The organism is Polaromonas sp., from assembly GCF_013817205.1.
Taxonomy (GTDB): domain Bacteria; phylum Pseudomonadota; class Gammaproteobacteria; order Burkholderiales; family Burkholderiaceae_C; genus Polaromonas.
In genome coordinates, this window is the sequence record NZ_JACDDD010000133.1 from 1 (window position 1) to 4,622 (window position 4,622).

The 4,622-nt window shown below is 61.4% G+C and carries 3 protein-coding genes and 1 pseudogene; 3 read left to right on the forward strand and 1 reads right to left on the reverse strand.

Annotated elements, in window-relative coordinates; all coding sequences use genetic code 11:
• Window positions 1-543: 543 nt before the first annotated feature.
• A pseudogene (locus tag H0W47_RS18280) lies at window positions 544-1,686 on the reverse strand (YifB family Mg chelatase-like AAA ATPase); the annotation flags it as partial.
• Window positions 1,687-1,901: 215 nt separating this feature from the next.
• On the opposite strand from H0W47_RS18280, the gene H0W47_RS18285 reads away from it, so the two are divergent.
• From H0W47_RS18285 to amt, 3 genes are read left to right on the forward strand one after another with little or no spacing between them, the layout of a single operon-like run.
• Window positions 1,902-2,663, forward strand: a complete 762-nt coding sequence (locus H0W47_RS18285) for a TorF family putative porin (protein WP_296926999.1) — start codon at window positions 1,902-1,904, stop codon at window positions 2,661-2,663.
• A gap of 35 nt (window positions 2,664-2,698) precedes the next feature.
• Complete coding sequence (gene glnK, locus H0W47_RS18290) at window positions 2,699-3,037, forward strand: P-II family nitrogen regulator (RefSeq protein WP_188706387.1); 339 nt, start codon at window positions 2,699-2,701, stop codon at window positions 3,035-3,037.
• 27 nt (window positions 3,038-3,064) lie between these two features.
• Complete coding sequence (amt, locus tag H0W47_RS18295; protein ID WP_296927001.1) at window positions 3,065-4,618, forward strand: ammonium transporter; 1,554 nt, start codon at window positions 3,065-3,067, stop codon at window positions 4,616-4,618.
• Window positions 4,619-4,622 lie beyond the last annotated feature (4 nt).

The window sequence follows — 4,622 nt, forward strand, 5'->3', positions numbered from 1 at the left end:
GGGAATGCTGTTTTACCGGTTATTGCAGCAGTCAGTCATCACCCAACCTGTGACTTACCGCGACATCACCGGCTCGACCCAGGAAACAACAGAATCCGCTTAGTGGAGCTAAGTGGATACCCCTTATGGATGTACAGTATCATTTACCCATGGATACCCTTTTGCCCAGCCAATGGATTGCCCAGTGCGCCGACACCCTGCACCAGCGGTGGCCCACGGTAGGGCCGGCTCAGCTGGAAGAACTCGCAGTTGATTTGTGGAACGACGTACAACTGCGCTCGTTGCCACCCGCAGAAGCTACCGCTGTTTGGCTGAGCCCTTTGCCGATTCGAGAAGATTCAGCGCCAGCAAAATTAGAGGCGGCCACGGGCCCGCTTTGACTTTGATGTTGAGCAATCAGCAGCTCTGCAGTAACCTAGATTGCTGACCGAATTTGAACAACTGTCGTGCAGCCTTGAAAAGCAGGTTAGCGGAAAGGCTCATTAACTTCGCACGACTTGGCTCAATAACTTTGATCAAGGCGCAGCAACTATGAAAACCTACATAACGCGAGACCTGGTCGGGTGAGCATCGGCAGGCGCGCAGGCTGGAGCCGAGGTAGCCGCAGGGGCAGGGGTTCATCGCGGCGATGAGCTGAAAACGCGCGGGAAACTCGGCACGCTGGGCTGCGCGCGAGATCGTGATGGTGCCGGACTCCAGCGGTTCGCGCAGGGCTTCGAGCGCGGCCCTTGGGAATTCGGGAAGTTCGTCCAAAAACAAGACGCCCTGGTGTGCCAGCGAAATTTCACCAGGACGTGGGGGCGAGCCACCGCCGACCAGAGCCACGGCGCTGGCGGTGTGGTGCGGCGCGCAGGTTGGCCGTTGGGCCCAGCGGTCCAGCGAAAAGCGGCCACCCAAAGAGGCGATGGCGGCGCTTTGCAACGCTTCTTCGGTGCTCATGGGCGGCAGGAGGCCGGCAAAACGCTGCGCCAACATGGACTTGCCGGAGCCGGGCGCCCCCATCATGAGCACGCTGTGACCGCCGGCGGCGGCGATTTCCAGTGCCCGTCGGGCCGCTGCCTGGCCCTTGACGTCCGCCAGGTCCGGGTAGGCTGCTTCCGCATGCTGGGCACTGGCCTGCAATCTTTGCCAGCCAGCCACGTCTTCGGGCGGTGTGTCCCCTGGCAGGAACTGGCGAACCACGTCGAGCAGGTGCCGGGCGCGATAGACCTCGGTGCCGGGCACCAGCGCGGCTTCCTCGGCGCTGCCTTCGGGCAACACCAGCCTGGGTTTGCTGGCGGCAGCGTCCAGCCCCGGGAGCGCCAGGCTCATGGCGAGAGCCCCGCGAATCGGCCGCAACTCGCCGCCCAGCGACAGCTCGCCGGCGAATTCATAACCGTCGAACTTGCGGGTGTCGAGCTGGCCACTGGCCGCAAGAATGCCCAAGGCGATGGGCAGGTCAAAACGGCCAGAGTCCTTGGGCAGGTCGGCCGGCGCCAGGTTGACCGTAATCCGCTTGTTGCCCGGAAACTCCAGCCCCGTGTTTTGAATCGCGGACCGCACCCGCTCCCGGGCTTCCTTGACTTCCGTCTCTGCCAGCCCCACCAGGGTGAAGCTCGGCAGGCCGTTGGCCAGATGCACCTCTACGCAGACGGGGTGCGCCTGCATGCCCAACAACGCGCGGCTTTGCACTAAAGAAAGGCTCATCTCCGGTGGCTCCCTGTTTTGCACCATTTGTCCGCATTTTGGTGCGCACCAATAACGTGCATATCTTGTATTTGTTTCGGTTCAATGTAACGCGACAGCCGTTGTGGTCGACGACATCAAGCGCAGAGCCTACAAAATTTGGCACGCTCCATGCTAAAGGAACCTGTAGCCAAGAAACCTGCCCTTCCGACCCACTCTTCATTTTGGAGCCTTCGATGACATTCAAAGCCACTCACCTTGCTGTTGCAGCAGCTTTCCTGATAGCCGGTAGCGCCTTTGCCCAGGCGACCCCGGCGCCGGAGTCCACCGTGTCTTACAACATCGGGGCCACCACAGACTATCGCTATCGCGGCATTTCTCAAAGCGGCAAAAAGCCCGCCATCAACGGCGGCATCGACTACGCGCACAGCAGCGGCTTGTACCTCGGCACTTGGGCGTCGACCATCACGTGGATCAAGGATTCCACCGCCAACCCCAACACCACCAAGGGCCCGGTTGAAATCGACCTCTACGGCGGCTACAAGGGCTCCTTGGCTGAAGGTGTGGGCTACGACGTGGGCGGCCTGTACTACTGGTATGCCGGAAACAACCTGAAGAAGACCCCAGGTTTTGTCAGCCCCAACACCTTCGAGCTCTACGGCGCCCTGACCTTCGGCATCGTCACCGCCAAGTACTCACACGCCACGACCAACCTGTTCGGCGCGGTCAACAGCAAAAACAGCAGCTACCTCGACCTGAGTGCCAACTTTGACCTCGGCTCGGGCTGGTCCATCGTGCCGCACATCGGGGCGCAGAAAGTCAAGAACGGCAACTCGTACACCGACTACTCTGTGACCGTGAACAAGGACATTGATGGCCTGGTCTTCAGTCTGGCCGCTGTGGGCACCAACGGCCTTGGCCGCTACACCCTGCCAGGCTCCGGCACGCGCGACCTCGGCAAGGACAGCCTGGTGTTTTCGATCAAGAAAAATTTCTGACATACACGGCATCTAGCTGAAAAAAAGGAGAACTCATGAAACTCGTAACGGCCATCATCAAACCGTTCAAACTGGACGAGGTGCGCGAAGCGCTGTCCGGTATCGGCGTGCAGGGCATCACAGTGACCGAGGTCAAGGGCTTCGGTCGCCAGAAGGGTCACACCGAGCTCTATCGGGGCGCGGAATATGTCGTCGACTTTCTGCCCAAGGTGAAGATCGAAGCGGCTGTGTCCGACGAACTGGTGGACCGCGTCATCGAAGCGGTCGAGGGCGCAGCCCGCACCGGCAAGATCGGCGACGGCAAGATATTCGTCTACAACCTGGAGCAAGTCGTGCGCATCCGCACCGGCGAGACCGGCAAAGAAGCGCTGTAAGGCTCAACCCACCAAGAGACCATCAAAATGAAAAAACTACTTGCCTCCCTGGCTTTGGGTTTGAGCTTGTTCGCCGGCGCCAACGCCGTGCTGGCCCAGGCCCCTGCCGCCGCTCCCGCTGCCTCAGAAGCCGCCGCACCTGCTGCGCCTGCCGCGTCTGCGCCTGCGGCTGAAGTCGCAACGGCTTCGGCTCCGGCCGCCGCACCCGCTGCTGCCGCATCCACAGCACCGGCTGCACCTGCCCCGGTTCCCAACAAGGGCGACACCGCCTGGATGATGGTCTCGACCATGCTGGTGATCCTGATGGCGATCCCCGGCCTGGCGCTGTTCTACGGCGGCCTGGTCCGCAGCAAGAACATGTTGTCTGTGCTGATGCAGGTCATGGTCACCTTCTCGATGATCGTTGTCCTGTGGTTCATCTACGGCTACAGCCTGGCCTTCACCGAGGGCAACGCCTTCTTCGGCGGCTTTGACCGGCTGTTCATGAAGGGTGTCTGGGAGAACACTGCGGGCACCTTCGCCAATGCGGCGACCTTCAGCAAGGGTGTTGTGATTCCCGAGATCATCTTCGCAGCCTTCCAGGCAACGTTTGCCGGCATCACCTGCGCACTGATCGTCGGCGCCTTCGCCGAACGCATGAAGTTCTCGGCTGTGCTGATGTTCATGGTCATCTGGTTCACCTTCAGCTACGCGCCCATTGCCCACATGGTGTGGTTCTGGATGGGGCCTGATGCCTACACCGCCAAGGAAGTTGTTGATCAAATGACCTCCAAAGCCGGCTATATCTGGCAGTCGGGCGCGCTTGATTTTGCCGGCGGAACCGTCGTGCACATCAATGCCGCTGTGGCCGGCCTGGTCGGTGCCTACATGGTGGGCAAACGTATCGGCTACGGCAAGGAAGCCATGGCGCCGCACAGCCTGACGTTGACCATGGTCGGTTCGGCTCTGTTGTGGGTGGGCTGGTTCGGCTTCAACGCGGGCTCCGCCCTGGAAGCCAACGGCTTCGCCGCCCTGGCTTTCATCAACACGCTGGGCGCTACCGCCGCGGCCGTGCTGGCGTGGTGTGTGGGTGAAGCGCTGATGCGCGGCAAGGCGTCCATGCTGGGTGCAGCGTCCGGTGCGGTGGCTGGTCTGGTGGCCATCACGCCCGCAGCGGGCAACGTCGGCATCGGTGGCGGCCTGGTCATCGGCCTGGTCGCAGGTTTCGCCTGCCTGTGGGGTGTCAATGGCCTGAAGAAAATGCTCGGTGCAGACGACTCGCTCGACGTGTTCGGCGTGCACGGCATCGGCGGTATCGTCGGCGCCCTGCTGACCGGGGTGTTCAACTCGCCAAGCCTGGGCGGCCCCGGTTATGTGGCCGACTGGGTCACGGCGACGATGATCACCGCTGCTGATTACTCCATCGTTTCGCAAGTCTGGATCCAACTCAAGGCCGTGTTGATCACGGTGGTCTGGTCCAGTGTGGTGTCCTTCATCGCCTACAAGATCGTGGACCTGACCATCGGCCTGCGTGTCAGCGAGGAAGACGAGCGCGAAGGCCTCGACATCACCTCCCACGGCGAAACTGCCTACAGCCGTTAATACA